The following is a 6,655-nucleotide window of genomic DNA, read 5'->3' as shown; positions in this document are numbered from 1 at the left end:
ACTGCTCGAACACTGGTCCAATGCTGTATAAATGCGTAGTACGCTAAAGCTGCTCAGGTGTCGGATGAACTCGCCTCGCAGAAAGTGAGTCAGATTGTGAGTCACATCTCGACGACAAACCAAATCCATCCCAATAAAACAGCAATTTACCGACTCTTTTCGAGTGCTGGTGGGCACCTGTCCAGCAACGTCCAATGTGCACTTAACCGTAAGTTGGCCATATCGGCCAAGTTATGGTTAACGCTTAACCATAACTTGGCCGCCCATGGCTTCACGCTCGCCTGAGGCCTCCGGTCTGTTTGCGCCCAGGCTTGTCAGGAATCAATGCGTCGGACCCCAGATCCTTGAGCTGAGATGTACACCTCAACGCTTTCAGGCGCCCGAGTGAGCGGCTTCAACCCCAGCCTTTGGTGGTTGGACTGACGGTTCAGCGCTCTTGGCGACGTTAATCAAGTGACTCAAACCGACCCGAAGCCGCCGTTCCAGCCGACGACTTGCGGCTGAGACGGTGAGCGAGCAAGGTACGAACGGCGGGGGGCGACCCGAAGCCGTCTTCATGGTGCACTTTGGTCAACTTGCTTGCCGCATAAAAAAGGGAATGTCTATATGTATGTCAAGATTAAAAATCTTACGCCGCAAGACAATAAACTGACGGATAACGAGCTAAATGCTCTAGGAAGGGTATGGAAGGAGCGTAAAGGCGAGCTTGTTGAAAGAGGTGAGTTCAAAGAGTTTTTAAAAAAACTTCAACGTGAATGGGCCATCGAAACAGGGATCATTGAGCGTTTATATAGCTGGGATCGTGGCGTTACCGAAGTCTTGATTGAACAAGGCGTAGACGCATCCCTGATATCTCACAAAGGCGGACTTACTAGGGAAACGGCCGAGCACGTCAACGACATCATTCGAGATCAACTTGACATTGTAGAGGGTCTTTTTTCGCACGTTAAAGGGGAACAGCCCCTTACAGAGCATTTCATACGCGGGTTACAAAACAAGTTCACTGCACACCAAAAAACAACTGAGGCATTAAACTCGGAAGGAAACGTTATACAAGTTAATATCCGGCGCGGGGAATATAAAAAACTTCCTAACAACCCACGTCGCCGGGACGGCACTATGCATGTGTATTGTCCACCCGAGCTTGTAGATGAGGAGATGGGGAATTTAATAGCATGGTACCGAGAAGCGGAAGGTCACACCTCCCCGGAAGTGCTATCGGCTTGGCTTCATCACAGGTTCACGCAAATACATCCATTTCAAGATGGCAACGGACGTGTGGCGCGTGCACTGGCTTCTTTGGTCTTCCTCAAAGCGGAAATGTTCCCTTTGGTAGTTCGAGACGCGGATCGAACCGAATATATCGGGGCTCTTGAAAACGCCGATGATGGTGACCTCTCATCATTGGTAAAACTCTTCTCAAGAAGACAGCGTAGCTCGGTGCTGTCAGCGATAGGACTCGAACAACAAGTCCAGCAACAGAGATTTGCAGAGGAAATCATTAGCTCGGCGCTACAGGTGCTGAAAAGTAAGTTCCAGACGCAAAAACATGAAGTTGACGGCGTATACAAGCTGGCAAATAACCTTCAGAAAAAGGCTGGCACGCGTCTATCCGCGATTGCTGAAAAGCTCGACCATCAACTAAAAACCTTTACCCCACCGGGGAAGTGTCAGTACCATGCAAATGCCCGTACTGCCGACAACGACTCTGCCGAACGTCATTATTTTTATGCCCAGATAATTAATATTGCAAATATTTTTGATTATTTTGCGAACCTGAACGCATATAGATCATGGTCTCGGTTAGCTATCTCAACGGAGCATATATTTGAGCTGGTAATAAGTATTCACGGATATGGCTCAGGTAGGAATGGGGTGCTTGCTGCGACGGCATTCACATTTCAGCGTGTTGCGACAGAGGAACAGGGCTCAGAGTTTGTAAATATTAGGGCCTGTACTCCCGAGATATTCCAATTTAATTATGCTGAAGCAACTGATAGCATCGAGCAGCGATTCGATGATTGGGTTGAATCTGCCTGCGCCATAGCACTATCTGAATGGAAGAGATTGATTGATTCCTAACAGGGATGCCCTGCTTGGTGGCGAACGTACCTTGCTGCAATGACTTTTCTAGCAGTAGGTCCTTGAACGACTGCTATTGGCCGATTGCGGCCGTTGTCCCAACTTGCGATGACAATCCATCATTGTCTCGACGCCTTTAGTCAACGTTCCCCCTGAAGATTAGTGCATGTCAGTGCGTGGTCCGCGAGACGAGCGCGAGCGAGCGCTCGGACGTTGTAAGTTCCACAGCTCCGCAAGTCTTGCTCGAGCCATGTAGATAGGCACCACAAGCCGCTCCGCAATGACCTCGGCTTTGACGTGCCATCGAAGCCCCGCTAGATCCGGCCGCTTGAGATCATCCACCGTCAAAGCCTGAAGACGCTCCTGCTGCCGCTCACTCAGCTCGCGCCGAAGTCTTTTTTGCTGCGCAACCAGTGCGGATGCCAAGTCAGGGAACCAGTGCCGGGCACTACTTACGGCGACCATCTGCTCTCTGCATATCCAGGCAAGCGACTTGCCAGCCAACCCGAGACCGAGCGCTTCCTTCAACGCTTTATGCAACCTTTCCTTGCCTTCAGGTGCCCGGCGTAGTTGCCCATCAGGGCTACGAATTCGCCTGGGTTCCACACCATACAAAGGGCGAATGGCCGCGGCGTCTGCAGGATCGAGCAGAATGCTTCGCAACGGCACCCGAAAGAACTCTGCAAGGCGCAGTAGAGACGTGACGAGCACACGTGTCGGCTGTTGGCGCACATGGAAACAATCCCCCACTTCCTGGACGAACTGCGTCCGACTCACAAGATCACGAACCATCCCCACGAAGGCACCGGGTGCAGCGGCCGAAAAGACGCAGTCCGGGTTACGCGATGGACTTCCCCGATGCGGTAGACACTTCGTGCCTATGATTGGACTGGTTCAGAAGAAACAGCCATACAAGAGCCGTATCATCGGGCATGACGCCACTTTTCCTGCTCGTGGGAGAACACCATCGCCATGCAGAACGACCGGGCAAGACGTCTTCATCCACGCTCGCTTGCGTACCTGAGTAGCTATCTGGACAAGCTGACCAAGGGACGGCTGTGGCTGAAGGTCATCATCGGCATGGTGCTGGGTGTGGCCACGGGCATCGTGCTCGGCCCCACGGTCGGCCTGGTGGCGCCGGACACCGCGTCCGCGATCGGCAACTGGTTGGCGCTGCCCGGGCGATTGTTCCTGCTTCTGATCCAGATGATCGTTATTCCGCTGGTATTCGCCTCGGTGATCCGCGGCCTCACGTCAGGAGGCAGCCTGGAGCAGCTGCGCAGCCTTGGCCTGCGTGTGACGCTGTATTTCGTGTTTACCACCACGGTGGCCATCAGCATCGGGCTGGCTGTGGCGCTGATCATCAAGCCCGGCCACTACATCGACAGCGCGATGGTCCAGCAGGCCATCGGCAGCAGTCCTGCACAAGCGCTGCCCACGACAGTGCCGGGCATGCCCGGGCTGAGCGAGCTGCCGCAAAAGCTGATCACGATCCTGCCTTCCAACCCACTCACTTCGATGGTGGAGGGACAGATGCTGCAGGTGGTGCTATTCGCCATCATTTTCGGCGTGGCACTGGTGATGATGCCTGCATCGAAGTCCAAACCCATGCTGGATGTACTCGGCTCGCTGCTGGAAGTGTGCATGACCGTGGTGCGCGTGGCGATGCGCCTGGCGCCCTATGCCGTGTTCGGCCTGATGACGCAGTTGACTACCAAGATCGGCCTGGATGCGCTGCTGGGCATGGCGGTGTATGTGGGTACCGTGCTGCTGGGCCTGGCGCTTCTGCTCGGCTTCTATCTGGCGGTGGTGCTGGTGGTCGGCCGTACGCGCCCGATCCAGTTTTTGTCCGCCGCGCGCGAAGTCATGCTGCTGGCCTTTTCGACCTCCAGTTCCGCGGCGGTGCTGCCGGTCACCATGAAGACGGCGCAGGAAAAGCTCCACATCCGCAGCTCCGTCGCCCAGTTCGTCATCCCCCTCGGCGCCACCGTCAACATGGACGGCACCGCGCTGTACCAAGGCGTGGCTGCCATCTTCCTGGCCCAGGTGTTTGGCGTGGATATCGGCACCGGCGGCATGCTGCTGATCATCATCACCGCCGTGGGCGCCTCCATCGGCGCCCCCGCCACGCCGGGCGTGGGCATCGTGATCCTGGCCATGGTGCTGGAATCGGCGAACATCCCCGTGGCCGGCATCGCCCTGCTGCTGGGTGTCGACCGCGTGCTGGACATGAGCCGCACCTCGGTCAACGTGTGCGGAGATCTGGCCGCGAGCACCGTCATGGACCGCTGGCTGCCGAGCGAAGACAACACACCTGCCGGACCGATCAACCGACGGACGCCGTCTCTCGACGAGACAGAGGCCTGAACAAGGACACGGGATGGCGAATACCCGCTTCGAATCGAAGATAGCCAGCTTGATCGCAAGGCAGCGTTCGGCCACGAGCAGTCGCTGAAGTGCACGCTGACCCGGGTTTCTGGAACCGCAACACTTCGATGCTCGAGTGTGTCACAGAGAAGTCGTCCGGCGTGGAGCACGGACGACATCGTCCTCGTCCTTCGCCTGGGCATGGCCGGGCATGGGGCGGCATGGCTCGAACTGCCGCGTTGCTACCAATCGAACTTCGCGGGACGGCTTCGCGTCGCACCGGCACGGTTCGCACTACGAGCGAGCCGTTGCCACTCGCTTCCGCCGCAGACGTGTGAATTCCGAGAACTCCCACTTGCGGAATGCCAGCACGGCACAGCAGCCGTCGCGCACGTCCAGCGACAGACGCGCGTCCATGCGCGCCAGCTGCTCGAATTCCTCGACCAGGCGCGCAATGGCCGCCTGCATGCGTGCGCGGGAGCCTTCGGACAAGGTCGCGCCGACGAAGTGAAAAGCATCGCTGGTGCCGTCGAAGCGCTCGCCGAAGAATTCCGGCAGCACGCGCGACATGAAGAAGCGGTGCACCGGGCCGTCCTTGCGCCAGGAAAAGTTGCGGGCGGTCAGTTTCTTGATGCGCTGCGGCGGCCGGTATTCGATGATCTTCAGTTCATCCAGCTTCAGCAGCAGCGAGACCAACTCGTTCTCGTCGATGCGGAACGTCGCCATGATCTCGCCGAAACGCCAGTTGTTGAGGATCAGGTAAGTGGTCAGCAGCAGCTTGGGATCGGCGACCAGGGAAGTTTCCTGCGCCTTGCTCAGTTCGGTCACGGCGCGCCGGTCGGCATGACTCTGGCGCAGCAGCGACTCGAGATCGGTGCCCAGCACGTCGCAGATCTCGTCCAGCCGCTGCAGCGTGAAGCCGCCCTTGCCGAGATGGCGCTTGATGGTGGGCTCGCTGACGCCGAGCCGGGCCGCGAGTTCACGATAGGTGATGCCGCGATGACGCAGCTCCGAACGGATGGCCTGCACGAGAATGGCGGTAGCGGACATGTCGTCCTCCGTGATCCTTATTCATCAAAAGTATCAGTTTCTGATACCTTGCGACGCTCGCGCTGATCGGTCCGCACGGATGCGTTGTCCGGTCCGCGTGGCTGCCGCAAGATGCATCGCACGCCGAAGAACGCGGTCGGCGGATCATAGGGAGAAGTTGACGATGTCGGTCCAGATTCTAGGTACAGGCGAGCATGTGCCCCGCCGTTGCGTGTCGTCGTCGGAACTGGATGCGCGCTGGAATAAGCCCTCCGGCTGGACCCAGCGGCATGCCGGCATTGCCCGGCGCTACTACGCCGACGCCGGGGAGACGACATCCGGCATGGCCGCGCAGGCGGCCGAGGCGGCTCTTCGCGCCGCCGGTCTCGCACCCGACCAGCTCGACTGCATCGTTTCAGCCTGCAGCGTGATGGAACAGGCCATCCCCTGTTCGGCCGCGCTGATCCAGCGGCAGCTGGGCCTGGGCGAGAGCGGCATTCCCGCGTTCGACATCAATGCGACCTGCCTGAGTTTCCTGGCCGCACTGGACACCCTAAGCATGGCCGTCGACGCTGGCCGCTACCGGCGCGTACTGATCGTGTCCAGCGAGATCGCCAGCGCCGGCCTGCCGGAGGACGATGCGGAAACATCGATGCTGTTCGGCGACGGCGCGGGCGCCGTGGTCATTGGCGCCTGCGCGGACGAAGGTCCGGGCCGCATCCTCGGCACACACTTCGAGACCTACGGCGTCGGCGCCGAGCTGTGCCAGGTACGCGCGGGCGGCACGCGCATCCGCCCGCGCGAGGACATGCAGGCATTCCTGGACGGCGCGTGCTTCCAGATGCGCGGACGCCAGACCTATCGCATGGCCGCCCAACGCCTTCCCGCGTTCATCGCGCGCTTGTTCGAACGCGCCGGCGTGTCGCTGGAAGGCATCGACCGGATCATTCCGCACCAGGCCAGCGCCAAGGCGCTGACCCATCTGCAAGCGCTGCTGAAACTGCCTACCGATCATCTTGTGCGCACCCTGGGCGAACGCGGCAACCAGATGGCGGCATCGATCCCGGTGGCGCTGCATCATGCGGTGACCACGGAACGGGTGAAACGCGGCGACACGATCGCGCTGATCGGCTCGGGCGCCGGCCTCTCGTTCGGCGGCGCGGTGCTGACCTACTGA

At 58.8% G+C, this 6,655-nt stretch carries 4 protein-coding genes; 3 read left to right on the top strand and 1 reads right to left on the bottom strand.

Annotated features, from left to right (window positions below; genetic code table 11):
- Positions 1-606: 606 nt before the first annotated feature.
- Positions 607-2,082, top strand: coding sequence for a Fic family protein (locus tag BTJ49_RS11860; protein WP_113065605.1), 1,476 nt, complete (start codon positions 607-609; stop codon positions 2,080-2,082).
- A 972-nt stretch (positions 2,083-3,054) separates the two neighbouring features.
- Complete coding sequence (locus tag BTJ49_RS11850; protein WP_113065603.1) at positions 3,055-4,449, top strand: dicarboxylate/amino acid:cation symporter; 1,395 nt, start codon at positions 3,055-3,057, stop codon at positions 4,447-4,449.
- Between the two features lie 294 nt (positions 4,450-4,743).
- Here BTJ49_RS11850 and BTJ49_RS11845 read toward each other — a convergent pair whose 3' ends face one another.
- Positions 4,744-5,499, bottom strand: a complete 756-nt coding sequence (locus tag BTJ49_RS11845; RefSeq protein ID WP_113065602.1) for a helix-turn-helix transcriptional regulator — start codon at positions 5,497-5,499, stop codon at positions 4,744-4,746.
- 163 nt (positions 5,500-5,662) lie between these two features.
- On the opposite strand from BTJ49_RS11845, the gene BTJ49_RS11840 reads away from it, so the two are divergent.
- Positions 5,663-6,655, top strand: coding sequence for a beta-ketoacyl-ACP synthase 3 (locus BTJ49_RS11840; RefSeq protein WP_113065601.1), 993 nt, complete (start codon positions 5,663-5,665; stop codon positions 6,653-6,655).

This window comes from Oleiagrimonas sp. MCCC 1A03011 (genome assembly GCF_003267965.1).
GTDB lineage: Bacteria > Pseudomonadota > Gammaproteobacteria > Xanthomonadales > Rhodanobacteraceae > Oleiagrimonas > Oleiagrimonas citrea.
Note: the sequence above shows the minus strand (reverse complement) of the source record. Positions and strands in the feature narration are given on the sequence as shown.